22 protein-coding genes are annotated in these 25127 nt (G+C 38.7%); 4 read left to right on the forward strand and 18 right to left on the reverse strand.

All coding sequences use genetic code 11. From position 1 onward, the window contains the following. Positions 1–39: 39 nt before the first annotated feature. Both ACH6EI_RS16705 and ACH6EI_RS16710 read left to right on the forward strand, forming a co-directional pair. Positions 40–1713 carry a ribonuclease J gene (locus ACH6EI_RS16705; protein WP_099330784.1) on the forward strand — a complete coding sequence of 558 codons (1674 nt, stop codon included), beginning with the start codon at positions 40–42 and terminating at the stop codon, positions 1711–1713. A gap of 227 nt (positions 1714–1940) precedes the next feature. Beyond that, the gene (locus ACH6EI_RS16710; RefSeq protein WP_014460817.1) at positions 1941–2093 is read left to right on the forward strand and encodes a YpzG family protein; all 153 of its coding nucleotides are present in this window, start codon (positions 1941–1943) and stop codon (positions 2091–2093) included. Between the two features lie 44 nt (positions 2094–2137). Here the strand turns inward: ACH6EI_RS16710 and ACH6EI_RS16715 are convergent, their stop codons facing one another. The 3 genes from ACH6EI_RS16715 to ACH6EI_RS16725 all read right to left on the reverse strand — a co-directional run bounded on the left by ACH6EI_RS16715 (position 2138) and on the right by ACH6EI_RS16725 (position 4434). Continuing rightward, positions 2138–2278, reverse strand: a complete 141-nt coding sequence (locus tag ACH6EI_RS16715) for a hypothetical protein (protein ID WP_013082476.1) — start codon at positions 2276–2278, stop codon at positions 2138–2140. Between the two features lie 69 nt (positions 2279–2347). Continuing rightward, positions 2348–3691: an amino acid permease gene (locus ACH6EI_RS16720; protein WP_028413943.1), complete on the reverse strand. Its 1344-nt coding sequence runs from the start codon at positions 3689–3691 to the stop codon at positions 2348–2350. A 119-nt stretch (positions 3692–3810) separates the two neighbouring features. Next, entirely contained in the window at positions 3811–4434 is a 624-nt protein-coding gene (locus ACH6EI_RS16725) for a LysE family transporter (protein ID WP_099000041.1), read from the reverse strand. 170 nt (positions 4435–4604) lie between these two features. On the opposite strand from ACH6EI_RS16725, the gene ACH6EI_RS16730 reads away from it, so the two are divergent. Next, on the forward strand, positions 4605–4841 hold the full coding sequence (locus ACH6EI_RS16730; RefSeq protein WP_034266658.1) for a hypothetical protein: 237 nt from the start codon (positions 4605–4607) through the stop codon (positions 4839–4841). A 142-nt stretch (positions 4842–4983) separates the two neighbouring features. Here ACH6EI_RS16730 and ACH6EI_RS16735 read toward each other — a convergent pair whose 3' ends face one another. From ACH6EI_RS16735 to ACH6EI_RS16805, 15 genes are all read right to left on the reverse strand, one after another. Beyond that, the gene (locus ACH6EI_RS16735; RefSeq protein WP_028413946.1) at positions 4984–6423 is read right to left on the reverse strand and encodes an aldehyde dehydrogenase family protein; all 1440 of its coding nucleotides are present in this window, start codon (positions 6421–6423) and stop codon (positions 4984–4986) included. A 481-nt stretch (positions 6424–6904) separates the two neighbouring features. Further along, the gene (locus tag ACH6EI_RS16740; protein ID WP_033578504.1) at positions 6905–7195 is read right to left on the reverse strand and encodes a putative quinol monooxygenase; all 291 of its coding nucleotides are present in this window, start codon (positions 7193–7195) and stop codon (positions 6905–6907) included. Positions 7196–7393: 198 nt separating this feature from the next. Beyond that, positions 7394–8059 (reverse strand): type 1 glutamine amidotransferase domain-containing protein, encoded by a 666-nt coding sequence (locus ACH6EI_RS16745; RefSeq protein WP_028413948.1) that lies wholly within the window; start codon positions 8057–8059, stop codon positions 7394–7396. Between the two features lie 267 nt (positions 8060–8326). Continuing rightward, positions 8327–9547: an MFS transporter gene (locus ACH6EI_RS16750; protein ID WP_033578503.1), complete on the reverse strand. Its 1221-nt coding sequence runs from the start codon at positions 9545–9547 to the stop codon at positions 8327–8329. 354 nt (positions 9548–9901) lie between these two features. After that, the gene (hutP, locus tag ACH6EI_RS16755; protein WP_028413950.1) at positions 9902–10366 is read right to left on the reverse strand and encodes a histidine utilization transcription antiterminator HutP; all 465 of its coding nucleotides are present in this window, start codon (positions 10364–10366) and stop codon (positions 9902–9904) included. Between the two features lie 207 nt (positions 10367–10573). Then, positions 10574–11533, reverse strand: a complete 960-nt coding sequence (locus ACH6EI_RS16760; RefSeq protein WP_028413951.1) for an L-threonine 3-dehydrogenase — start codon at positions 11531–11533, stop codon at positions 10574–10576. A 37-nt stretch (positions 11534–11570) separates the two neighbouring features. Continuing rightward, positions 11571–12761 carry a glycine C-acetyltransferase gene (locus tag ACH6EI_RS16765; RefSeq protein WP_098113424.1) on the reverse strand — a complete coding sequence of 397 codons (1191 nt, stop codon included), beginning with the start codon at positions 12759–12761 and terminating at the stop codon, positions 11571–11573. A 462-nt stretch (positions 12762–13223) separates the two neighbouring features. Next, a complete protein-coding gene (locus ACH6EI_RS16770; protein WP_098113425.1) occupies positions 13224–14684 on the reverse strand; it encodes an MDR family MFS transporter in 1461 nt (486 codons plus the stop codon). A gap of 301 nt (positions 14685–14985) precedes the next feature. Beyond that, positions 14986–15420: a ferritin-like domain-containing protein gene (locus ACH6EI_RS16775; protein WP_013056263.1), complete on the reverse strand. Its 435-nt coding sequence runs from the start codon at positions 15418–15420 to the stop codon at positions 14986–14988. A gap of 106 nt (positions 15421–15526) precedes the next feature. Beyond that, positions 15527–17092 carry a glycoside hydrolase family 32 protein gene (locus ACH6EI_RS16780; RefSeq protein WP_028413954.1) on the reverse strand — a complete coding sequence of 522 codons (1566 nt, stop codon included), beginning with the start codon at positions 17090–17092 and terminating at the stop codon, positions 15527–15529. A gap of 96 nt (positions 17093–17188) precedes the next feature. Beyond that, positions 17189–18643, reverse strand: coding sequence for a glycoside hydrolase family 68 protein (locus ACH6EI_RS16785; RefSeq protein WP_028413955.1), 1455 nt, complete (start codon positions 18641–18643; stop codon positions 17189–17191). A 585-nt stretch (positions 18644–19228) separates the two neighbouring features. Continuing rightward, complete coding sequence (ggt, locus tag ACH6EI_RS16790) at positions 19229–20917, reverse strand: gamma-glutamyltransferase (protein ID WP_099000045.1); 1689 nt, start codon at positions 20915–20917, stop codon at positions 19229–19231. A 219-nt stretch (positions 20918–21136) separates the two neighbouring features. Next, positions 21137–21853 carry a YjjG family noncanonical pyrimidine nucleotidase gene (locus tag ACH6EI_RS16795; protein ID WP_099000047.1) on the reverse strand — a complete coding sequence of 239 codons (717 nt, stop codon included), beginning with the start codon at positions 21851–21853 and terminating at the stop codon, positions 21137–21139. Positions 21854–21889: 36 nt separating this feature from the next. After that, the gene (locus ACH6EI_RS16800; protein ID WP_099000049.1) at positions 21890–22582 is read right to left on the reverse strand and encodes a Crp/Fnr family transcriptional regulator; all 693 of its coding nucleotides are present in this window, start codon (positions 22580–22582) and stop codon (positions 21890–21892) included. A gap of 173 nt (positions 22583–22755) precedes the next feature. After that, positions 22756–24129, reverse strand: coding sequence for an amino acid permease (locus tag ACH6EI_RS16805; protein ID WP_028413959.1), 1374 nt, complete (start codon positions 24127–24129; stop codon positions 22756–22758). 291 nt (positions 24130–24420) lie between these two features. On the opposite strand from ACH6EI_RS16805, the gene ACH6EI_RS16810 reads away from it, so the two are divergent. Next, positions 24421–25035, forward strand: a complete 615-nt coding sequence (locus ACH6EI_RS16810; RefSeq protein WP_028413960.1) for a LysE family translocator — start codon at positions 24421–24423, stop codon at positions 25033–25035. The last annotated feature ends 92 nt before the right edge of the window (positions 25036–25127 follow it).

A 25127-nucleotide genomic window follows, 5' to 3' on the forward strand; every position in this document is an offset into this window, starting at 1 on the left:
TTCTGCATATTCATTTTGAAAATATAGGAGGAACTAAGTGTGAGTATAAATAGAAACACACTATCCATTTTTGCTTTAGGGGGCATTAATGAAATAGGAAAAAATATGTATGCCGTTCAATATGATGATGACATCATTGTAATTGACTGTGGCTCTAAATTCCCTGACGAAAGTTTATTAGGAATTGATTTGATCATACCTGATATTACATACTTGCAAGAGAACCGAGAAAAAGTTCGAGCACTGGTTGTTACGCATGGTCATGAAGATCATATCGGAGGTATTCCTTATCTTCTAAAACAGTTAAGCCTCCCCATTTATGCAACAAGCCTTACACTCGGATTAATCGATATTAAACTGCAGGAACATCAATTATCTGCTGAGACGGAGCTTATTGAAATCAACGAAGAGTCAGAAATTACATTAGGCAATATTCCGCTTTCTTTTTTTAAAACGAATCACAGCATTCCAGATTGTCTTGGAATTGTCTTTCATACGCCTGAAGGAGCTGTTGTACATACGGGAGATTTTAAGTTTGATTTAACTCCTGTTAACGACCAATATCCAGATCTTTATAAAATGGCGAAAATCGGCAGTGAAGGTGTACTGGCTTTAATATCAGAAAGTACAAATGCTGAACGCCCCGGATTTACGCCTTCAGAAAAGCTAGTTGGCAAACATATAGAAGAAGCTTTTCGTAAAGCAAAGCGAAAAGTGATTATTTCTACTTTCGCCTCGAATGTTAACCGCGTACAGCAAATTGTCGATGCAGCGATTAAAACGAACAGAAAGCTTGCGCTGCTAGGAAGAAGCATGGTTAACGTTGTATCAGTTGCCTTAGAGAAAGGATATTTAACCATTCCTGAAGGGATGCTGATTGAACCTTATGAAGTACGTTCACTTGCGCCTGAACAAGTCGCTATTCTCTGCACTGGAAGCCAAGGCGAGCCGATGGCCGCTTTATCTAGATTAGCCAGCGGAAATCATCGACAAGTAGAGATTCTTCCTGAAGACACGGTCATTTTATCAGCAGGGCCTATTCCTGGCAATGAACGTAATATCTCTCGTATTGTCGACAGTCTTTTCACACTCGGGGCTCATGTGATTTACGGTTCAGGAAGCGCAACAGGCATGCACGTATCAGGACATGGCTATCAAGAAGAACTAAAATTAATGGCTACATTGATGAAGCCAAAGTATTTTATCCCCATTCACGGTGAGTTTCGAATGCTTCATCACCACAGCTTATTAGCAGAATCCGTAGGGGTGGAAAAAGCGAACATTTTTATTATAAATAACGGTGATATTGTCGACATCAAGGGCGGAACAGCTGTTCAAACAAGAAAAATCTCTGCAGGCAATGTATATGTAGATGGGTTTGGCATTGGGGATGTTGGAAATGCGGTTTTACGTGACCGCAAACAGCTTTCAGAAGATGGTATGCTGGTTATTGTGATTACTTTAAATAAAACGGAAGGAAAAATTGTGTCGGGTCCAGATACAATTTCGCGAGGTTTTGTTTATACAAGAGACTCAGAGCAGCTATTAAAAGACGTTAATCGACAAGTGACTAAAATTGTAAATCAATTGCAAAAAGCGCACGTTCACCAATGGAACATCATGAAAAAAGAAATTAAGACCACCCTTGGACAGTTCTTATATAACCAAACGAAAAGAAGACCTATGATTCTTCCCATCATTATTGAAGTTTAATCCCTCCAGCAAAAACTGCCTTAGTCCCCACTAAGGCAGTTTTTCCCTTATAAATCCGAAGCTTAACCTAAAGTTAGAAGTTGCCTTCTGTAGTTTATGAATAGGCACTGCTTTTATATGTATGGTTAAAAGTGTTAGGTGTATTTCTTCTTTTTTACCCCATTCTATAAGAGAGATATTTCACCGCAAATATCTTGTGAAAGTATCCTATCCTTGAGGTGATTATGATGAATGATAAAAATCATGTAGATCAGCATTCAGAACTATTCCGCCACAACTGGACGAGACCGAAGCGTTCAAAGTCCCAAGTAAATGGACATACAGAGATGTCTCAAACGAACATCATCTTGCGAAGTAATGCAAAAGCTCATCGTTGGTAAGGATACACTTCAACAAAAAAAAGACGCGAACGCGTCTTTTTTTGTTATTGGCCGTCTGCCCCGCTTTGAGTTATCTTGCGAATATGACCATCTTCATAATTATTTTCTCGTAGCGCTTTTGCTTTGTCATCTACTACTTGTTTTTGATCTACTTGTGAAGAAGGAGTCTGCTTGTTTTTTGGCATAATCATAACCACCTTTTATTTTGTAATTGTACAACGTGCATAGTGTCCCTCATAAAGATTAAATATATGTTAACTAGCGGCTTCTTCTTCTTTCCACTTATGGCGCAGTTTTAAAATAACAAGGCTTATAACAATTAAAAAGCCTAAGCTTGCAAAGAAACCTGGTCTGCTTGCAGATTCTAACAGCGTACCGCTTACTGCTAGCAGGATTAATAAGAGGCCAACAGCTTGTTTTACTTTATCCCAAACGGTTTGTTTAATTAAGCGATGAAACGAAATTAAAATAAAAAACCAGTTATAAATCAGCATCAGTCCAGCTGCTGTTGTAATGTACTCATAAATTTTCCCGGGCAATAGCAAGGAAAGGACAATAGAAATAACTAATCCCGCTGTTGTTAAAAGTAAAGCCGGTAAAGGAAACTGCAGCTTTTTCTGTTTTTGTTTTGAAAACAATGCAGGAGCATCTCCATCTTCTGAAAGAGTGACAATCATTGTTGTTACGGAAAAAAAAGACGCTGACATCGTTGAGAAACCCGCAATAATCATTGCTCCATTAAAAACATGAGGAAAAAATGGAAGATGATATGTTTCTAAAGCCTTTATAAATGGACTTTGATTTCCATGAAAATCATGAAATGGCACAATTAAAATAGCTAAACTCAGTGAAACAATATAAATAATTCCAAGAAGAATAAGCATACTTCTTCCCGCTTTCGGTGCGTCTTCTTTTTTTTCTAAACGAACCGTCATGATTCCCATGACTTCGATGCCGCCGAAAGCATAAAAGGCATAAAGCAAAGCGCCCCATAAACCTAAAAATCCGTGAGGGAATACTTCACTTATCGTTCGCGGCACTCCTTGTTTGGCACCTTCGTCAAGAAATCCAAATAAAGCGAGACTAGCTAATACAATAAACATTAAAATAGCAGCCACTTTTGTGACAGCAAATACATTTTCCATTCGTTCAAAGCCTTTTGTCCCGATTAATACAACACTAATGCCTAAAACAGCATAAATAGAGGCAAAGACCCACAGTGGAATATCTTCAAACCAAAAACGTGTAAAAAGAGATAAAGCCGTGAGCTGACTCCCCATGATCAGCATCTCTGAACTCCAGTACACCCATCCGCTGCTAAATCCTGCCCATCTTCCATAAGCTTTTTTAGCATAGGAGCGAAACGAACCTTTTTGAGGATCTTGAGCACTCATTTTAGCAAGCGCCTCAAATACAATAAATGTGCATACTCCTGCCAGTAAAAAAGCAATTAAAACAGAGGGCCCGGCTGCTTTTATGGCAATACTTGATCCTAAAAAATAGCCTGTGCCGATTATGCATCCTACTCCGATTAAAGACAGCTGCCACCATTTTAATTTCCCTTCAACTTGACTTCCGCAGCCTATTTTCTTTTTCACTCTATCACTCCTCACACTTCGATGTAGTGTGTGATAGTTTGAAAAATTTATGCGTAAAAAGAAGCATCTTTTCTATTATTTTTCAACGTACTGAAAACACTTTAGATTCAGCACTTCTTTTAGCCTAATTGCTGTGCGGCTTGCCAGCCGAAATATAGGCCAAACCCTATTAAAGATAACCCCGATACAACGGACACGGCAGTTAAAAACGTCGCAGCTAAGCATCGTCGAAACGTGCTTGCTAAAGCTGCCATCGCAATATCCCAGGCCAGAATTCCCGTAAAAATAGCGCAGCTATATAAGATAAGCTGTTCAGTTTCATATGTATTAGCCGTTTTTGCTAAAACAGAGCCATAAATACCAAGCCAAAAGAGAATTGTAAGCGGATTCGTTAATGACAGCAAAAAACCTGAGAAAAAACACTTTAACACAGAATCACCGTTTGTTTTTCTATGCTGTGTAATCCTCCCTGCACCCATTAGCCCCTCAACACCTGTATAAATTAATACAAAGCACCCAAACGAAAAAAGAAACGTTTTCATAAAATCGCTACTTAAAAAATGAACGGACCCAAAATAAACTACAAGCATATAAAGAGCGTCAACCGATGTTGCTCCTATACCTAAGAACCAAGCATGCAAAAAACCACTTTTAATTCCTTTATCAAGCTGAGCTGCATTGATTGGACCGATTGGCGCAGCTAATGATAGCCCTAATAATACATAGCTGAAAAAAGCCCCCACATACATCCACCCTCTATCACTTCTAAGATTTTATAAATTGAACTATGATAAATCTATGCAACCTGCTTAGCTTGTACTACGTAATTTTTATTTTATTTCTAAATCCTTTTGTATAGCTACGAAAAACCAGCGCATGTTAACTGTAAATACTATACAGAAGGGTGAGAAGCATGAATTCATACACTCATATTAAAGAAGCATTACAATTAGCTGAACAGGCTGTTTATCAAGGGCAGATGAATTTGGATGCAGCCAATTTTCAAAAAGCTCAAATGCAGTTGAATATGGTTCAGCAGCAAATTAATGAACAAAAAGAAGCGGCGTCTGGTGATAAAGAATTAAAACGAATGGAAGAACACTTAAGACATTTACGCGAAGCACAGCAGGCTATTCAGCAAAATTTTTAATAAGAGTAATAAACATAACTGTTTTCTCACTTCCAGATAAACAAATCTGAAAAAGCTCTAAGAACACACTGCGTTCTTAGAGCTTTTAATCCTTTATCCTAAAAAAAGAAAGGAGAAAAACTCCCTTCTTTTTTTACATTAATTATACTTTTGCCGGAACTTTAACGCCCATGATCGCTTTTGGCTCTAGATATTCTTCAATACCAAATGCTCCCCACTCGCGTCCAATACCAGATTGTTTGAATCCGCCGAATGGCGCAGCTCTGTCTTGCTCGGCATCGTTAACGATGATTTGACCAGCTCTAATGTTTTTAGCAACATAGTCAAGTGTTTCTTGGTCTTTTCCGACCGCATAGCCTGCAAGTCCATAAACTGTATCATTTGCAATTTCAAGAGCTTGCTCTAGATCATCATACGTAATAATAGTTGTTACAGGTCCGAAGATTTCTTCTTGTGCAATAACCATATCATTTGAAACGTCAGTAAAGACTGTCGGTTTAACAAAGTATCCTGTCTCTAAGCCGTCCGGTTTGCCCGTTCCGCCAGTAAGAAGCTTTGCACCTTCATCCATTCCTTTTTTAATATAATCCTGTACGCGATCCCACTGTTTTTCCGCTACGAGCGGTCCAGTTACGTTGTCTTTATCTAACGGATCACCAACTGGGAATGATGGTAGAACCTTTTTCACTGCTTCTTCAAATTTTTCTTTCATAGAGGCAGGAATGATAATACGTGTTGCTGCCGTACATACTTGCCCAGTATTCATTGCAATGTGTGAAACTGCTATTTTAGCCGCTTCTTCTACATCCGCATCCTCTAATACAACTAGCGGTGATTTCCCGCCTAGCTCAAGCGCTACTTTTTTGATTGTTTTAGCCGCGTTTTGCATAATTTTCTCGCCTACGGCACCTGATCCTGTGAATGATACAAAATCAATGTCCGGGTGAGAACTAATACCGTCACCGATTGTGCTTCCCGTTCCGTTTACAAGGTTAAAGGCACCTTTTGGTACGCCAGCTTCATCAATGATCTCTGCTAATATCATCGCTGCATACGGTGTAAGTTCTGATGGTTTTAATACCATTGGGCTTCCTGCTGCGATAGCTCCTGCAATTTTAGTAGACGTCTGATTTGTTGGGAAGTTCCATGGTGTAATAAGTCCGCTTACTCCAATAGACTCTTTCACGACCTTGTAGCTTCCATGATCTTTTTCAAATGTGTAATCTTCAAGTGCATTAGCTGCTTCTTTAAAGTGGCTAAGTCCCATTTCATAGTGAACTTCTTCTGAAATCTTTAAAGGAGCGCCAAGCTCTTCAGTCATAACTTCGATAAGTTCCTGTTTACGCTTTTCATATCCTTTTGCAATATTGCGAAGCATTTTGATTCGCTCTTCTTTTGTTGTTTTTGAAAATGTGGGAAGAGCTGCTTTAGCTGCTGCCACGGCTTTATCTAGATCTTCTTTTGTACCTAAGCTAATTTTACCAATTGATTTTTCAGTAGCAGGATTGATCACATCTGACGTTTCGTTTCCTGTTGATTCAACCCATTCTCCGTTAATAAAGTGTTTTAAGTTTGTACGCATTGATTTGATCTCTCCTTTTAGTTTGTTAATTATTGAACTATGTCATCTAGTTTTTATCTACCCGCCTGTCTGCTTCTCAAACACCACTGGTATTATTTTTTGTTTCTTCCACAGCCTTATCCCTTTTCCAATCGGCTTTTTGCAGCTGAAATTTTTTTCCTCTGCAGCTTTTTAGTTCTTTATAACAAACAGAGATTGAGTAATAACGAAATCAATCCTATCTAAAGATAAACAAATGGGATAAAGGACTTAGTATGGGTTATTTGTTATTCCGCTGTTGATTTCCCTGCAAGCCTTTTCTTTCTGCGTGCGGTCGATTAGCCTCCTCATCGCTTACGCTTCTGCTTGGTCTCACTAAATGAAACTCATATTCACCATAACCACAAAAAAAATCCGAACGAGTTTGATTCTCCATCAAGAATCTCGATTACTCGTTCGGATCTTCCTTCAACTAAAACACTTTTGTTCCAGCTTCTTTTTATTAACGTACTTCTTGTAAACGATGTACTGCTCTGCTTTCAATTAACGGTTCTGTTTGCTGTCTGTATTGTTGATAGTGAGGTGTTTCAATGTGAGCTTCAACATCTTCTTTGCTTTTCCATTTCTCATAAAAAACAAATGTGCCTGCTTTGTCTGTATCCTGGTGGAGAGTGTATTGAATACATCCTTTTTCTTCTCTTGATGGTTCAATAACTTTTACTAACTCTGATCGAAGCTCTTCTTCTTTTCCTGGCTTGGCTTGTAAAATGGCGTTAATAATAACTTCTGACATCGTTTTTCCTCATTTCTTTTAAAAAATAGTCTCCATAAAAAGCTTCCCTCTTTTTGTATTCATTACACTGACCATCATATTTTTTGTATGATGATGGATCTCTCTAGTCCAAAACAGCAAAACATACACATTATCTACGGCGGTCTTTGTTGATGCTGTTAATAAAAAAGCCTGTAGTCCTACAGGCTTTTTTACATCTTAGTTTAATAATTGTTTCACGACTGCTTTTGCTACACTGATTGTTGACTGAGGATTTTGACCTGTTATTAGGTTGCCATCTGCTTGTACATTATCGGTCCAGTTTGGAGCAGTTACTACATTTGCACCAAGTTCACGCAGGCGTGTTTCCAAAAGAAACGGCATGAAGCGGTCTAATGTTGTTTCACGTTCTTCATCATCTGTAAACGCAGCGACATCTTTTCCTTCCACCAACGGCTTTTCATCTGATAATGTAACACCTACTAAGCCTGCGGGTCCATGGCATACAGCGGCTACTACTTTGTCTCCTTCGTATAGTTCACGAATTAAAGCATGAAGCGTTTGATTATCTGGCAGATCAAACATTGTGCCATGACCGCCTGGTAAGAAAACAGCATCAAATTTAGCACTGTCTGTAATTGTATCAAGTTTTAGGGTATTCTCTAGATGCTTAGCTGTATTTAAGATTTCTTGAGAAGTCTCTCCTTCAAGGCTGCGAGCATCCACCGGCGCTTTTCCTCCTAGAGGACTTGCTACAGTAATCGTAAATCCAGCTTTTTCAAACTCTACGTACGCTTCACCAAATTCTGAAAGCCAAAGGCCTGTTGGATGATTTTCTTTCATTTTGTCAGCCGTTGTTACGACCATTAATATATGTTTAGACATAGTAACGTCCTCCTGTAAATAAAGATAGTATTTTCTGTTTCCGCCTTACACATCATATTGTAAGAGAGGAATTACTATAATACAAATTAGAAAATATCTGCTTATCCATAAATATTTTTATAGATACTGTGGACGTCTTTGTTAATAAAGCATCTGTGAAAGAAACAATCATCTAACACCTGAACTTATTTTTTGAAACACTCAAAAAAACCGCCCTTTTGAGTAAGCGCGGTTTTTTCCAGAAAAGCATAGAATCTATTTTTTATGTTAAAGAGCAGATTGAGCGTTCATTTGTTTCACGTTTTTTTCTCCCGTTTTTTTTAGACTCACCATAAAAATAAACGAAATACAGTACAGCCCCGCCAAGTACGTCATCGCTACCGTCATATCATAGTTTTGCAAAAGATAGCCGACAAGAATGGGTGACAACCCTCCGAGCGCTCGCCCGAAGTTAAAAATGGTGTTCGTTGCAGTACTGCGAACTTCTACCGAATAGTGACTGCTGATCAAGGCTCCGTATCCTGCGAACATTCCGTTTGAGAAAAATCCGACAACAGCTCCTCCTATAAGCAGCCCTGCACTTCCTTCGGCATACGAGTATAAAAATACCGCACAAGCAGAAGCAAGAAGAAAGATTCCAAAGGTACGTTTGGATCCAAAACGATCCATAAATTGCCCAAATGTTAGCATGCCTATAATCATTCCAACGGCTGTACTGATTGTCCAAAGAGCTGAACTTGAAACAGAGAGTCCTTGTGATTGCTGAAGCATAGACGGAAGCCATATCATGAGTCCGTTATAGCCTGCAATTTGAACGGTAGCCATCACTGCCAGAGAAATAGTCGTCATCGCCGTCTTAGGCGTAGCAAATAGTTGACGTAGCTTGCCATTATTTTTAACAACGGCTGTTTTCTCTTTTTGAGCTTTTAGCCACTCAGGAGATTCGTTTAAATTTTTTCGTACGATAAAAGCAAAAATGACGGGGATAATTCCGACAAAAAACAGCGCTCTCCATCCGAAAATCGGCAGGATCAGAGAACTTAAAAGCGCCGCAAGAATAACTCCAAATTGTGCGCCAATACTAACATAAGATGAAGCTCTTCCTTGCTTATGTTTCGGCCACGCTTCTGCAACAAGAGCCATACCGATTCCGTACTCTCCTCCAGCCCCAATTCCGGCAATAAATCGTGAAGCATACACTTGTTCAACATTTGCTGCAAAACCTGTTAATGCCGTTCCGACTGCAAATAGAAGAACCGTGTAGGTAAAAACCCGCACTCTTCCAAATTTATCTGCTAAAATTCCGAAGATGACTCCGCCTATCAGCATTCCTATATTCGTAATAGAAGAAATAAGTCCACCCGTTGCTAAATCAATGTGAAATTCAGCGATAATCATTGACATAGCAAACGAGATAAACATAATGTCCATCCCTTCTAACGTCAAACCTGCTACTGATGCTACAACTGTCTTGTTACGATAATTCATGTTGTTCCACCCTCCACTGTATTCTTTCTGTATCAACGCTCTTTCTTTTTTGAAGGAATGGATAAAATAACATATGTCCATTCTCTTTTGAAGCCTCTCTGGACTTCGTTTAAAAGAGGTACGCAACGCATAAAAGCCCTTTTGTCGCAGAGGGCAAAAGGGCACAGATAGGCATAGAAGCAGTAAATAAGTGATCCGTCCTTTTCGGCCTCTCTGGACCGTCTTAAAGGCAATTATTATATTAATCATTATGTTAACACGCCGCACAAAAGCTTTCAATAAGAAAAATATCTTTTTTAAAGCAGCTATGTGCATCTCTCACTTTTTACGTTCATACTATTTTGTCCATTATTTTTAAATATGGTTAAAACCAAAACCTAACGTATCATGTTCAAAGCCTTTTTTCGGTGCGCCTATCGTTCCATACACACAAACGCTAATCCATTCGTCGCTTGATCCTGAGAACTCAATTTTTCCGCGCACAATTGAAAATGTGAGTCCTACCGTCCGTAAAATATCACCTAGCTGCAGCGTTCCTCGACTAACTCCTTGAATAGCTTCAAGTATAGCATGATAAAGAGCGTGGACTTCCCGGTACGACTGGGCATTAATAATGTTGTTTGTCTTGGCGCTCGTTTCAATTGCGGCCACAACTTTAGACAGCTCCATCGCTCCGACTTTTCCAACTGTATAGCTATATCCTCTCTCATTGATTTCCTTTTCAATACCTTCAGCTAGTTCCGTATTATGTAAAAGAACGAGTAAAGATGTTAATCTTCCCATTGAAAAATCATTAACTTGTTGAAATTTATTGCTCAACTGTCATTCCCTCCCTTCTATCCCCTTATTATTTTAACAGACGGTACCTAAAAGGGTGCTGATTATTCAACGAACGAGCGCTCACTTAAAGGGTCAGAGAATCTATGTGTACTGTCCACCACTGTTACGAAGTAGAACTTGCAACAAGTAACTCACCTTTTAGTAAGCGCTTACTTTATTATCAAGGAAGAAATCATTTTTCTCTACTTACGTTAAGACAAGCTGTGATTCAACTTTTAACTTTCCCAGCATCTCTCTCGTCATTTTTTCTAGGTTATATTCTGCTTTAAATCCCCACTCTTCTTTCGCACAGCTGGAATCTATATGGTTGGGCCAGCTTTCAGCAATTGCTTGTCGAACAGGATCTACTTGGTAATTCAGCACAAATTCCGGAATTGTTTTTCTGATTTCAGCTGCCATTTGTTCTGGATCAAAGCTCATGGCAGAAACGTTAAATGAATTTCGGTGCTTCAGCTTAGAACCGTCTGCTTCCATTAGTTGGATGACAGCGTTTAGTGCGTCAGGCATATACATCATATCCATATAGGTTCCTTTGTCGATATAAGACGTATAGCGCTTATGTTTAACGGCTTCATAATAAATTTCAACAGCGTAGTCCGTTGTCCCTCCACCTGGAGGCGTTACGTATGAAATTAAGCCTGGAAAACGTAGCCCTCGTGTATCTACTCCGAATTTATGGTGATAGTAATCGCAAAGTAATTCACCCGCTACTTTATTAACACCATACATCGTGGTAGGACGTTGAATTGTATCCTGCGGCGTCCAGTCTTTTGGAGTCGTTGGACCAAATGCACCAATTGAACTTGGAGTAAAAAATTGGCACTTCAGCTCACGCGCTACTTCGAGCGCGTTTACTAATCCGCCCATATTTAGATTCCAAGCTAGAAGCGGCTTTTGCTCGGCTGTCGCTGATAACAGCGCAGCCAAGTGAATAACCGTATCGACTTTATGCTTTTCGGCGATCGTAAATAACGCAGTCTGATCCGTTACGTCTAAAATCTCGAATGGACCTGAAGTCACAACATCGCTCGTCGTCTTGCGAATATCAGTGGCAATAATATTTTCTGGACCATATATCTCTCTCATTTTCATTGTTAATTCAGAACCGATTTGTCCTAGAGACCCCGTTATTAATACTTTTTTCATCTCAATATCCTCCTCATGTACTGCTTAGATTCAACGTTTAGATTAATTTCATTTCCTTGCCTACTTTTTTGTAGATACGAAGTGCTTCATCTAACATTTCTTTTGTATGAGCAGCCGTTGGCATATTGCGAACGCGTCCTGTTCCTCTTGGAACGGTAGGGAAAACAATTGATTTAGCGTATACCCCTTCTTCTATTAATCTCTCACTAAAAATCTGCGTTTGATTTTCATCTCCTATAATGCACGGAGTAATAGGTGTTTCACTTTCGCCGGTATCAAAGCCCAGCTCTTTTAATCCTTGCTTTAAATAACGGCTGTTTTCCCACATTTGATCCTGCAGCTCTGTACTTGTGCTTAGAATTTCAATCGCTTTAATACATGCAGCAGCCGTGCCTGGTGTAATAGCAGTCGAGAATAAAAACGGGCGGCTTCGTACTTTCAACCAGTCAATTAAGTCTTTTTTTCCAGCTACGTATCCGCCTACAGCTCCAATCGCTTTTGACAATGTTCCAATTTGGAAGTCTACTTTTTCAGATAAGCCAAAATGTTTGACTGTGCCCATGCCGTTACCTAATACGCCCGATCCGTGAGCATCATCTACGTATGTGATTAAATCAAATTCCTGTGCGATTTCTACAATTTCCGGAAGCTTAGCAATGTCTCCATCCATTGAGAATACACCGTCGGTAATTACCATTATTTTATTATAGGCACCGGACTTTTGTGCTTCGCCTGCTTTTGCACGAAGATCTTCCATATCCGAATGCTTGTAAGGAATAATTTTTGCTTTTGACAATCGGCATCCGTCAATAATTGAAGCGTGATTCAGCTCATCTGATAAAATCGCGTCATGTTTATCCATAACCGCAGAGATAGCTGCCATATTGCAGTTAAAGCCAGATTGGTAAGCTATAGCTGCTTCCGTATGCTTAAACTCGGCAAGCTTTTCCTCTAGCTCAATATGAATATCTAGAGTTCCATTAATTGTCCGGACAGCTCCAGCCCCCACTCCATATTTTTCAGTCGCTTTGTTGCACGCACTAATAAGCCTTTCGTCTGTAGCAAGCCCCAAATAGTTGTTGGAAGATAAATTAATTAGTTGTTTCCCCTCAATTTGAATAACAGGCCCGTTTGGTCCCTCTACCGGATTGATAACGTTGTACAGCCCTTTATCTTTTAAGTCTTCTAAATTATTATTCAAGAATTCTTTTAAACCTCTACTTGTCATCTTCCATACCTCCTCATTGTTGTTCAACACGTCTTATAAACTTCTCTTTTCCCCATTAAAAGATTAATCTAAGCACTTACAGTATATGAGTTAAAATTCAAGTGTGTTCCTGAGAAAGACAAATGTTTCTTTTGAAAGCGCTTAAAATTCAATACTTATAGAATTTATAATAATCAACAACCAAGTAAATGTCCATACTAAAAAAACAAAAAATAAGAAATTTTCGGCAATAATAAAAATCCGTCCTTCTGTTAACGATTTTTCCCGAACGTTATTAGACAATATCTTTTTTCTTTTCTCTCTTTGATAATTCTTTTAAAAAAAAGACTGATACATAACTAATTCAACAGCTAAAAGTACCTACATTCACCTACCAATAAAAAAATCCGAACGAGTTTGGTCCTTAATCAGACTCGTTCGGATTGTCCTTCAATTAAAATACTTTTATAACAGTCTCTTCCGTTACTTTTGCACAGATACATTCTTTATTTTTTCATGTCTTGTTTTTACTAGAAAGCATGAAACAACAAAGCTTAGTAAGGCTGCTAAAAACGTTCCGCTGTAAATAATGTGAACACCTGATGCAAGAATTTCATGCAGCTTTGACAGTTCTTCTGGTGGTACCCCGCCTGTCTCAAACGAAGCATTCAAATTTTCTTGCCCTAATTTCTTTGCTTGTGAAAGCGTCACTAAGTTAAAAATTGTACCAAACACTGCGGAACCTAGCGTTTGACTAAATGTATTTGTAAACGTATTAAGAGCCACCGCTACTCCTCTTTTGCTAGCTGGAACCGCTGATTGAATAACTAGCATAAAAATAGGCGTAATAATACCCATTCCTAACCCAAGGACCCCAACGGCTACATAAATTAAAAATACGGGTGAGTGGGTGGAGACTAAAAACAGCATAAAACATGCTGTACTTACGATTGCCGTGCCCAGCGTAAGAATGGAGTGCGTTTTAAGACGCCCCACTAAATTCCCTGAAAGCAGTGAACCAATCGTCCAGCATACTGGCATAGGCATTAGTACAAAACCTGCAGCAGTTGCACTTTTCCCCAGCACCCCTTGACTCCAAATTGGAAGGTAGACCGTAATACTAATAACTACTGATCCGACAAGAAGTGTTAATAAGTTTATAACAGATACACTTCGAATGGAAAACAGTTCAAGCGGGATAAGAGGTTCGGGCGATTTCTTTTCGATATAAATAAAGCCAATGAATGTCAGAACAGCTAGAACAAATAATCCTATAATGGTTGGATCTCCCCAGTTTTGATGCTGACTTCCGGTTAAAAGCGCGTATAAAAATGCAATGGTTCCCACTGAAAACGTCACCGCTCCAATGTAATCGATATAGCGTTTTTCTTTTACCACTTCTTCTTTATAGTTTACTAAAAGAACAATAAAAGCCATTAGTCCAAACGGTATATTTAAAAAGAAAATATAGCGCCAAGACAGCGTATCGACTAAAAATCCCCCAAGAAGAGGACCGAGAACTCCAGCAACTCCCCAAACTGCGCTAATCCATCCTTGCGCTTTGGCTCTTTCTTTTGCTTCTTCATACAAGTCGCCAATAATAATCATTGTAAGCGGCATAACGACCCCGGCGCCTAGCCCTTGGATTGCTCTATAGACAATTAATTGCTGCATCGAAAAGCTAAGTCCGCAAAGTATCGATCCGATTAAAAAAATAATAATTCCAACAAGCATAACTTTTTTGCGGCCGAATAAATCTGCTAACTTTCCGTATATAGGTGTAGATACAGCGGTTGTCAGCATATAAATGGCATACACCCAGCTAACTAGCTCAATGCCCGACAAATCACTTGTAATTCTTGGAACAGCCGTACTGACAATGGTTCCTTCCATTGCAGCTAAAACAGTGACAAGCAGCAGCGCTGTCATGATTCGTTTCCTCATCTCTTTCTCTCCTTGCAACTGCGGGCATACCATCGTTTTTTTTACATAAGATAAAAGCGGTTTCAATATACTTATACCCTTTTAGCCTTTATATGTATGTGATGCTCCGCATATAGTTACTGCCATATGCAGCCAAATAATTATTTTACTATAAAATTTTTCAAAGCGATAGAGAATTTCAAAAATATGACTTTCCTCTCATTTATAAAAACATGCGTACATGATGTTTTATTTCTTTTTCAAACCACAAAAAGCATCCCGTAACAGGTGTTACGGGATGCTTTTTACGTATTTTGTATGATTAACTTAGTCGGGGATCTTTTAATAAACGTTCCATTTCTTCCATATGATTTGTTTCATCTGCAATCATATCCTCAAGTTTGACAACAAGCTCTGTTAATCCTAACTCTTCTGCTTGTTTTTTACGCTCTTCGTAGCGCTGGATCGTTTCTTTTTCAGCCTTGCTCGCTTCTTTAAGCATTTCCGTCACGTTTGAGACGTGCTTCACCTCAGCTGGCTTTGTTGTTGGCTCACCGCCAAGGTTTTTAATTTTTTCTGATAAATAAAGGGCATGCCCTTGCTCGTCAGGAATTTCTCCTTCAAAGAAAGGTTTTAAAATTTGATATTCTAGGCCGGTTACTGTAGACGCATAGTAAGTGTACTGAATAACCGCTGAATATTCACCCGCTAAATCGGTATTAAGTCCCTCTATTAGTTGTCTCATTTTCTCTTCCATTTGAATAAACACCCTTTCATTTACTGTTAGTAGGCATATACCCTTTTTAACGAGTCCTAAACCATAATAAGGTGATATTCTGCTCCCTTTTTTAAAAATAGGGAATTTACTGACTGGAACGAAAATGTTTGATTTCTATGTTCTTAAACAAAGACGTTCCTCCTTGAGAGAAAAGCGTAATTCCTTGGTCGTTGTATCGCGGAAAAACCTCGCTAGAATGCACGGTTTTCCCATCATCAACAAAGACTTCAATGCTTGTTTTATCTACCAATATCTTCAAATGAACATTTTTCTTGCCTGCATCAAAGTAATCGCGGCTTTCCACATATTTTTTGCTTTGATCAGGCTGATTACTATAGCTTCTATTCACATATGAGACGTTATCTTTTGCAAAAACCCCCACATCAATGTGCCGCTTTTGATCTGCGGACTCTCGAAGTCGTAAGCCTACATTTTCTGCATCTGACCATGAAATATCTGTATCAAGCTGATAAGCTTCACCTTTTACCTTTAACTTTTTCTCTCCGTTTACTTCTACTTGCTTGAGAGAATTTGTTGAATCAGTTAGCTGATTTAATTCTTCGACAGGCTTTGATAACAGGCTGTACTGATCGTCGTCTTGTTTTGAAAGCGTAATTTCACGGGTTACTGAATCGAATCCGTTAAACCCATCTTTCATCGTTGGTGTCTTATCTGGATAATCCCAGTTGTTCATCCATGCAAAAGCGTAGCGTTTTTCTAAAGAATCCTCATTTTTACCGTCTTTAAACGTGACTGCTCCGTACCAATCAAAACCATGATCTAGCCATTGCGGCTCATCCATATCGGGAGTGAATGTTGTTCCATCGTAATTTCCTGTCCAATAAGCATAGGTGTTTGGCTTTCCGCTTTCTTTTCCATTTGCACTTGTCCCGAGAACCCACTTAACTGTCCCGTCATCCGCCTTCATTTGAAAAAGATCTGGACATTCTGTAATGCCAATATCTTTAGTGACAAGTCCTCCCGTATACGTCCAATCCTTTAGATTAGAAGATTCATAAAATCCGATTTTTTCACCTTCTGACATGACGAGAACCCACTTATCATGTTCATTATCCCATATGACTTTGGGATCTCGAAAATCTTTGGTGCCTGGATTAGGCATGATAGGATTTTTGCTATATGATTTAAAGGTTTTTCCTCTATCGGTGCTATACCATAAATACTGTTCTTGCTTTTGTCCATCAGCAGAAGGCTGGGTCATAATCGCTACAATTGCGCCTTTACCAAAACCTGCTGTGTTCTCTTTATCTTCTACAACGGATCCGGACCATATATCGCCATTTTTATTTGTATACTTTGGAATAGCTACTCCTTTATCTTTCCAATGAACCAAATCTTTAGACGTTGCATGTCGCCATTCCGTCCCGTTCCCTTTAGGGTAATCATGATTGTATAAGTAATAGTAATGATACTCTCCGTCAAAATAAATGGGCTTTTGAGGATCATTTTTCCATTTATCAGGCGTGCTAAAATGATACACCGGGCGATAAGTGGATTCACTTTTATTTCCTTTTTCTTTTCCTCGATCTTTTGTATCCTCTTTTTTGGATACGCCTGCTATAATGAGTCCGGCTATTACAACTAAAAGAACGGCAAGCGTTATCCATTTATAAGCACCTTTTTTCTTCAAACAAACCCCGCCTTTCTCTTTTTTGTCTACATCGAATAAAACAAAAGAAAATGGTGATTACAATCACCATTTTCTTTTGTTGCTATTGCAAAGGGCTTAGTCTTCATCCACTGTTAACTGACCTTGTTCAAGAACGCTATCTTTTACAACAGATGTTTTTGAACCGTCAATATTTACTAAGAAGCTTGGTGCAAATGTAGAGTGGTTGTCTTCATAAAAGCCTCTGTTTGTCATGTAGCTTGTAATAACAACATTATTACCTTTTGTTTGCGGTACGGCAAAGTGAGAATACGTAAATGTTTTATCATTAGGATCTAAATCCATATGAAGAACTAATCCCGTATCATTTAAAGGCTTATATTTTCCTGTTAACGTATTTGAAACATAGCCTAGCATATACACATCATCTTGTCCGATTCCATCAATCGTCATTTTAGATCCGCGAGAATCAGTGAACAAGTACCATTTTCCATCTTTTTTGAAAATGTTTGCACGTTCAATTTCGTCTGTAACTGTATTTGATGTGATAAGCGGCTTCATTACTTTTTTGAGCGTATAGTCATCATTTAACTCAATAATGCCCAAAGCCCCGTTTGCTAAAGAAGCTTTTTCTTTATTAGATCCTTCAAGAAGCTTTTTCTTTTCAGATTGGAAGAAAGGATTGTTTCCTCCGTAGTATGCTCTGTTATATAGAGAGTCTTCGCCTTGATAGCCATCTTCTGTTCCAGTGTTAGCTTCGAAAACAAGGTACTTATGTCCATTGTCTTCTATGTAATGAGGATCTCTTAGCGTATGGTTATCCCCTGTGTCATAACCGCCTTCATCAATAAACTGCTGAACCGTTTGATAAATCTTTCCGTCACCATCAAAGATTGACTTGTAATCTTCTACTCCGTCAACTTTTAACGTATTATCGTTTGGCTGAGACATGTTCACTTGAGCTGTCGTTAACGTTTGTTTTCCGTATTGTTTACCTGAATAATCCGTGTAGAATAAACGAACTTTACCATCTTTCGTTAATGTGGCAGAACCAGACCATTCTTGTGTTTGATTTTTAAGATGCGGGTCATTCGGAACGAATTTATCGCTGTCTTTAAACACTCTTCCAGCGTTTTTCCAGCTGTCAATCGATTTGTCTCCAGCTTTTTTATAGAAAAGATAAACAGACGTGTCATTCGAATCTTTTGGATCACCTGCTAGGGCAAACACAATTTGATATCCATGATAAGTCGCCACTGTTCCGTCAGCATTTTGTAATGGCCAGCTGTCCCATACATCTAAGTCAATTGTATTTCCCGATGCATCTTTTCCCTTAGCAGAAGCAATGTTTTTAATAGTTGATTCGTCAAAAGCAGGAACTTTAAACTGATCACTGTTTTGCTGCTGTGGAATTTTCACCATATTATCGCGAGTAATATGCGAAATTCCGTAGCTGTTATTAAAGTCTTTACTGTCGTTTCCTTTAGCAAATGTTTGGTATCCCCCGCCTACTAGTAGGGCTGCAGCCAATGTAGCAGCAGTTGTATGCTTAGCAACTCGTTTCATTTTCATATGTTTTCTCCTTTTGGGTTAGTAAAGAATATAAATTTATTAATTCAATTAGCTATTAAAAATCCGAAAACAGAACCGGTTCCGTTCAACCAAAAGATTACTTGGATAAATGACGAAAGTCAAACGTGCCAAATGTAGCTATTTCTCATTTTCATCTTTTTCATTGAGCTGTAACTAGGACCAAAGTTTACGTGCAAGAGACTTTTTATGTAACCGTTTTTCAAAAAAAGGGTACGACTTTTTTTACATTCCAAACTACGTTTTCCAGCCGTTGCGTTTTATACTCTTTACACGATTAAATACTCTATCTTTCTAGCATTGAAAGCGCTATTCCTTTTTTTATGCTTTCCAATCATTTTGTTTTCATCAATATCTTGAAAAATCAGTACTCTTTTTTATTATTCGGACATGAAAACGTTCTATTCTTTTTCCTTTCTGGAGATTAGGATGATGCTAATAAAGGTCTAAAGTATGTTTTCCGAAAAAAATATTCCTTCTTTTTACCTACTTATTTTTATCTTTTTTAATGCATCATACGCCATCCCTTCTTGTAAAAGAGGGAGCGTATGATGCATCTTTTTAATATTAAGAGTCTAAGCCAGTTGCTTTTCCTTCACGGCTGGAATCAGCTGCTCCAAATAAACGGCCGTTTTCTTTATCAATTTGAATACCTTGAACATTTCCGATTGGGAACGGCTCATCTCCAAAATTAAACCCCATGGCTTCTAGCTCTCCTTTGGCATTCATATCCACTCCGGCTTCCCAACCGATAAGTGATCCTGTACTATTAAAAATTCTTGGTTCTTCAATCGCTTCTTTTATATCCATTCCATAGTCTAAGACATTCATAAGCGTTTGGAACACAGAGCCTACAATGGTTGGTCCGCCCGGAGACCCTAAAGTGAGTACAGGTTCACTGTCTTTAAAAACGATGGTTGGGCTTTTACAGCTAACCGGACGCTTTCCTGCATCCGCTTGGTTTAGCCCTCCAGGAATAGCATCAAAATCAGTAAGCTCGTTGTTGAGTAAAAATCCATGGTCTTTAACCATAATTCCTGTACCAAAAGGATGTTCCACAGTTGATGTACACGCGACAATATTGCCCCAGCGGTCAACTACCGTGAAGTGAGTTGTTTCACTAAGCTCGCGTTCAGGTTCATAAGGCTGACGCACAACGTTCACTTTTTGGCCTTTCTCATAATCCCACGGGTTGCCAAAATCAACTTTCTCATTTTTATGCTTCCAATTAATTAATTTTTGACGTTCCTTTATATATTCGTCATTTAAAAGCCCTTTTAATGGAATGTCACTGTAGGCTGGATCTCCAGAGAATGCAATTTTATCTGAAAATGCAATGCGCATAGCTTCTGCAAACAAATAATACTTTTCCCACGATTTCACGTCGTACTGAGACACATCGAAGTTCTCTAATAGCTTTAAAATTTGCAGCACCGTAGCTCCTCCTGCACTAGGCATGTTGGAAGAAGCAATTCGGTATCCTTTATAATCTCCCCACACGGGTTCATCAATCTTAATCTGGTATTCTTTCAAATCTGACAGTTCCATAAAACCGCCGTGCTCTTTTATCGTTGAAATAATGGCTTCTGCAATTTCACCTTCATAAAAAGCCTCGATACCTTTTTCTTGAAGAATGCGGAATGTTTTAGCAAGATCTTTTTTATTAATCATGTCTCCTTCTTGCATAGGCTTGCCTTTTGGAGAATATAGCTGCTTAGCATGTTCTCCTAGTCGATAGGCATATGTTTTTAAAATATCTCCAAGCACCCAGTTTGTTTCCACACCCGCTTCTGCTGCTTTGGCAGCCGGTTCAATTAATTCAGCAAGGGGTTTTGTTCCATACTCTTTACGAGCTGCTTCCATCGCCTTTAAAATCCCTGGAATTCCAATTGCCGTTGCATGAGTAGAACGCTTTCTAAACGGAATAACTTCTTTATTTTCATCAAGAAACATTTCAGAATAAGCTGCTTTAGGAGCCTGAGAATGCCCGTCAAAAATTTTAGTTGTTTTGCTTTCATTGTGGTATACCATAAAAAAGCCGCTGCCTCCAATACCGGTCATCATCGGTTCTCCGACGTTAAGCCCAAACTGAACGGCAATTGCTGCATCAATTGCGTTGCCGCCAGCTCTTAGCACCTGTTCTCCGGCGTCTGTTGCAATTGGATGAGCACTGGCTACCATTCCTGTTTTTCCAACCGCTGTTTCTCTTCTATATGAACTCTTTCCTGAACGAGATAAACTTTTTCCATTAATCATCTTTTACGACCTCCTAGTTACTTACTTTATCTGGGATATTGGTAAAATACCCTATTGCTTTTGGGATAAAACTGTTTAAATTTGTATTGATTACTGTACCTAGACCGATATCCCTAGCATATTTTAAGCCTGTGAAAGCCATAAAATAGAAAAAGCGCCACCCCTTTTTGTTTAAAGAAAAGGTTAGCACTTTTTGTGTTTTTTAACATTTATACACTTTTATACTTGTACCGAAGCTACTTCATTATTTACATTAAGCAGGGTATAAAGCTCTTGAAGCCTTCCTATTTCATAGGTTGAATTCCAATTTGTATCATTCTTTTTTTCCTGAGGATTAAACCAGCACGTATCAATACCGGCTAGCTGCCCGCCTTGAATGTCTGCACTCAAAGAATCTCCAACAATTAATGTTTCATGTACGGACAGCTCTTTTATACGTAAAAAAACATAATCAAAATATTCCTTCATAGGTTTTTGAAAGCCCGTATCTTCTGAAACAAATACTTCTTTAAAATAAGGATATAGACCTGAGTCCTGAAGGCGCTTATATTGAGTAGCCGATACGCCATTTGTAACAACATATAATTCATAGTGACAGCTCAGTTTTTTAATTACCTCAATTGCTCCGTCAATTAGCTGATGGCCATTGTTCAAATACGTTCGGTACTCTGCTTCAAGCAGCTTTCCGTCTTTCTCTATTCCATATTCTTTACATAGAGTAGAAAAGCGAGTATTTACAACTTGCTCACGGCTTATTTTATTTTCTTCAAAAGCTGTCCATAACCCCTGGTTTATCAAGCTATAACGTTTTTTGCTTTCATCAGTCAGCGGAATATTGTGGTTAGCAAAAAGAAGCTGTAAAGCCTGCTCTTCGGCTGCGTTAAAATCTAAAAGCGTATTATCAATGTCAAATAGAAGCGTTCTGTATGTTTTCATTCTTCTCTCTCCCCTTCAACTAATCTATTGCTTTTTCTACTCGTATATATTGTCGTTTGCTAGACAGCTCAGTTTTTCTTTATCTTTGAGAATAATAGAGCCTTTCTGTTTTTCAATAACTCCTTGCGCTACAAATTTCTGAAGAACACGATTTAAATGCCGGTAAGTCGTTCCGATTAAATTGGCTATATCTTTTAGGCTTTCTGTTTTTTGATCCATAACCAAATGTGATTCTTCACAAAAAATAGAGAGCAAGTAGCTAGCCAGCCGCACTTCAACTGGGTACATTAAATTAAAGCTGAGCGAGTTCGATTTTGCGCAAAACTTTTTTGTGAGCATTTCCAGTAAAAACGTCAGCAGCTGTGGATCATCACTCGCATGCTGTTTTAATCGTTTGTATGGTATACCAATTACAACTAAAGGTGAAACGGCTTCAACCGTATTCATAATATCAACATCCTGTACATACTCAATATCGCCTATCACTTCAAGGGGCTGTTTAAAGGAAAGAACAAGCGTCTTGCCTTCGGGCGATATGGTATAAACTTTAACCTTGCCTTTCACCAGTATGTACAAACAATGAGACGCATCTCCTTGAGAACAAAGACGTTCTCCTGCCTCCACATCATACAGTGACAAATGCGGTAGTAAGTCTTTCTTGAAAACTAACTCTAATTTATAAGTATTTATATACTCCAGCAGCTGTTTCTCACTCGTAATTTCCCTCATGTTTTCCTCTCCATCATAACGGTTTCTTTTTATTAAACAATAACACTTCCCAAAATAAAAAGGACATATGTCCCGAATAAAATTTTAATTTTTACGTTATGTTCATAGATCCCTTTCAAAAGAAATATATACACAAAAAAGACTCTAGCTCGTTTGCTTAGAGTCTTTTTTTGCTAAACGCTCTTTTTATTTCTCCCGTATCCAACGTAAATAAAGACGCCAATCAGCATCCAGCCGATTGAGTACATCCACGTTACCATTGATAAGTTAAACATAAGAAAGATACAGCAAAGAATAGCAAGAATCGGAATGAATGGCACAAAAGGTACTTTGAAACCGCGCTTTAAATTAGGCTGAGTTTTTCGCAGAGCCAAAATTGAAAATGAAACGGCAGCAAACGTAACAATCGCTAGCATATTGGCTAAATCCGCCAGCTGTTTTAAGTCAACAAAACCAGCTACAATCGCGCCTAATGCGCCGACAAGCCATGTGGATATAACAGGCTCACTGTTCTTTCGGTTTACTTTTGAAAAAAGAGAGGGCAATAATCCATCATGACTCATTGACATCAGTACGCGAGGCACAACAAACAAATAAGCAAACACGACGGCCATTATACCAATAACTGCTCCTATAGATACAATAAGCGCTGCCCATTCTTGTCCAACGCTATTGAGCGCATATGATAACGCATCGCCCACGTTTAGCTCTTTATAAGAAACCATCCCTGTTAATACTAATGCAATGACTACGTAAATGACTGCACAAACACTCAGTGCAATCAAAATACCTAGCGGCAAGTTTCTTTGCGGATTTTTCACTTCTTCTGCCGAAGTAGAAATGGCATCAAATCCGTTATAAGCGAAAAAGACGGAAGCTGCGCCTGCAAAGATTCCTTTCACACCAAAAGGAGTAAATGGGTGCCAGTTATTTGTATGAATAAAAAAGACGCCGACGGCTACAAATAAAAGAACAATACCTATCTTGATTAAAACCATTAAGTTATTTATTTTTTTACTTTCTTTTACCCCTCTTGTTAATAAAAACGACATGCACAGCACAATAAATACTGCCGGAAGGTTAATGATACCTCCGTCGCTCGGTATGGCGGTTAACGATTCAGGAAGTCTAATACCAAACTCAGTAAGCACATTATTTACGTAAGAAGACCATCCGCCTGCTACAGACGCTAAAGACACCGTATAGCATCCCACAATGGACCACCCTATTAAATGCGCTACAAATTTCCCTAATGAAACATATATGTATGTATATGCGCCTCCTGAACTTGGAACAGCTGAACCAAATTCTGCATAGCACAACGCAACAAGAATACAGGCTATTGCAGAAATAATAAATGAAACGGAGACCGAGGGCCCTGCATCCCTGGCGGCAACTAGTCCTGCTATAACCAGAACTCCTGTCCCAATGGTTGCTCCTACTCCCATCAAAATAACATCAAATAACCCTAGTGTCTTAGCTGATTCTTTTGCTGCATTTTCCTCTAACAGCTTATTAACATCTTTTTTTGCAAACAGATTACTCATGATGACTAACCTCTCTTCATCTCATTACGAATGACTACTTTATAGTGGTAGATCTTTCTATATATGTAACAGTGAATTATTTTACTACATTTAATTTTCTGTGTAAAATAATTTAGTTTTTGAACTTTTTAATGATTAAAACAAATTCACTAATGATGTTTTTTCTATCACCCTATTATGTTGTACCCGACCAGACTAAATACATGCGTTAAAAACTTTATCAAAATTTCCTTCATTCATGATTGCTTTTGTACTATACTAAAGAAAAACTTCTTAGGAGCAACATAAAAGATGAACTTATTTTATTTTCTCAAGGGGTTAGTGATTGGGTTTTCCGTTGCTGCTCCCGTCGGTCCCATTGGTATTTTATGCATCAATCGCACGTTATCTAAAGGGCGATTACACGGGTTTGTATCCGGGCTGGGAGCAGCTACAGCAGATGCTCTTTATGGATGCATCGCTGCGTTTGGCTTAACGTTCATTACAACCTTTTTATTAACCCAAAAGATTTGGCTTCAGCTGATTGGGGGATTATTTTTATGCTATTTAGGTGTACAAACTTTTCGTTCTCAACCTGCAGAGCACGCTGCTGCTGCTAAAGGAGAAGGGTTGCTTCGTTCGTATACATCCGTTCTCTTTTTAACGGTTACGAATCCAATGACGATCTTATTTTTTATTGGCGTGTTTTCTGGTGTAGGCATTAGTAAATCAGCATTTGATGTTGCTTCTGCGCTGACAATGGTTGCAGGCGTATTTTTAGGATCGGCCTGCTGGTGGCTTTCGCTCAGTTTTGCTATTAGTCTTGCCCGGTCGAAGTTTACGAATAACAGCTTGATCTGGGTAAATCGTATTTCGGGAGCGGTGGTACTGACTTTCGGGATATTTGCGTTATACAAGTTGCTATAAAAAGTCACTTGTCTCCTTTTCTGGGGACAAGTGACTTTTTTAATAGAAAAGAATAATCTTAAAAAATACCCTAAACGCTGTGTTTTCTGTAT

The sequence above is a fragment of the Priestia sp. JSM ZJ58 genome, assembly GCF_044383985.1.
GTDB lineage: Bacteria > Bacillota > Bacilli > Bacillales > Bacillaceae_H > Priestia > Priestia zanthoxyli.

Bases quoted from the DNA above. Each gene is read 5' to 3' on its own strand.
- ACH6EI_RS16715 (WP_013082476.1), bottom strand. From the start codon at position 2,278: ATGCCAAAAAACAAGCAGACTCCTTCTTCACAAGTAGATCAAAAACAA.
- ACH6EI_RS16745 (WP_028413948.1), bottom strand. From the start codon at position 8,059: ATGTCTAAACATATATTAATGGTCGTAACAACGGCTGACAAAATGAAA.
- ACH6EI_RS16810 (WP_028413960.1), top strand. From the start codon at position 24,421: ATGAACTTATTTTATTTTCTCAAGGGGTTAGTGATTGGGTTTTCCGTT.
- ACH6EI_RS16740 (WP_033578504.1), bottom strand. From the start codon at position 7,195: ATGTCAGAAGTTATTATTAACGCCATTTTACAAGCCAAGCCAGGAAAA.
- ACH6EI_RS16775 (WP_013056263.1), bottom strand. From the start codon at position 15,420: ATGGAAGAGAAAATGAGACAACTAATAGAGGGACTTAATACCGATTTA.
- ACH6EI_RS16730 (WP_034266658.1), top strand. From the start codon at position 4,605: ATGAATTCATACACTCATATTAAAGAAGCATTACAATTAGCTGAACAG.
- ACH6EI_RS16710 (WP_014460817.1), top strand. From the start codon at position 1,941: ATGAATGATAAAAATCATGTAGATCAGCATTCAGAACTATTCCGCCAC.
- ACH6EI_RS16785 (WP_028413955.1), bottom strand. From the start codon at position 18,643: ATGAAAATGAAACGAGTTGCTAAGCATACAACTGCTGCTACATTGGCT.
- ACH6EI_RS16770 (WP_098113425.1), bottom strand. From the start codon at position 14,684: ATGAGGAAACGAATCATGACAGCGCTGCTGCTTGTCACTGTTTTAGCT.
- ACH6EI_RS16765 (WP_098113424.1), bottom strand. From the start codon at position 12,761: ATGACAAGTAGAGGTTTAAAAGAATTCTTGAATAATAATTTAGAAGAC.
- ACH6EI_RS16760 (WP_028413951.1), bottom strand. From the start codon at position 11,533: ATGAAAAAAGTATTAATAACGGGGTCTCTAGGACAAATCGGTTCTGAA.
- ACH6EI_RS16805 (WP_028413959.1), bottom strand. From the start codon at position 24,129: ATGAGTAATCTGTTTGCAAAAAAAGATGTTAATAAGCTGTTAGAGGAA.
- ACH6EI_RS16750 (WP_033578503.1), bottom strand. From the start codon at position 9,547: ATGAATTATCGTAACAAGACAGTTGTAGCATCAGTAGCAGGTTTGACG.
- ggt (WP_099000045.1), bottom strand. From the start codon at position 20,917: ATGATTAATGGAAAAAGTTTATCTCGTTCAGGAAAGAGTTCATATAGA.
- ACH6EI_RS16735 (WP_028413946.1), bottom strand. From the start codon at position 6,423: ATGCGTACAAACTTAAAACACTTTATTAACGGAGAATGGGTTGAATCA.
- ACH6EI_RS16795 (WP_099000047.1), bottom strand. From the start codon at position 21,853: ATGAAAACATACAGAACGCTTCTATTTGACATTGATAATACGCTTTTA.
- ACH6EI_RS16800 (WP_099000049.1), bottom strand. From the start codon at position 22,582: ATGAGGGAAATTACGAGTGAGAAACAGCTGCTGGAGTATATAAATACT.